Below are 262 nucleotides of genomic sequence, written 5' to 3'. Positions count from 1 at the left end.
ACGAGCATCTTCTTTTTGCGTTTCAACATTCAGTGATAATTTTGTAAAACCTCGTTGTTTTGTTTGCTCAATGGCGAATTGGATTAATAGTGTACCGATTCCTTTACCACGAGCCTCTGGTGCTACACAAACTGTATCAATATAATATTCATCTTGATGCGCCTCTTGATCGATGGCGATAGAAGGAGCGTTTTTCTCTTCAAGCCATTTTACGAGATTGGCATCCATTTGAATGGCTTGTTCACCATTATAGTAAACAAGG

The 262-nt window shown here is 38.9% G+C and carries 1 protein-coding gene; it reads right to left on the bottom strand.

The window, feature by feature from the left end:
• The coding region (locus SB660_RS21550; RefSeq protein WP_410584451.1) for a GNAT family N-acetyltransferase at positions 1-262 on the bottom strand (262 nt) is incomplete at both ends.

The sequence above is a fragment of the Bacillus sp. SIMBA_005 genome, from assembly GCF_046535585.1.
GTDB classification, from domain to species: Bacteria; Bacillota; Bacilli; order Bacillales; family Bacillaceae; genus Bacillus; species Bacillus pumilus.
The sequence above is the reverse complement of the archived record's forward strand: the minus strand, read 5'-3'. Positions and strand labels throughout refer to the sequence as shown.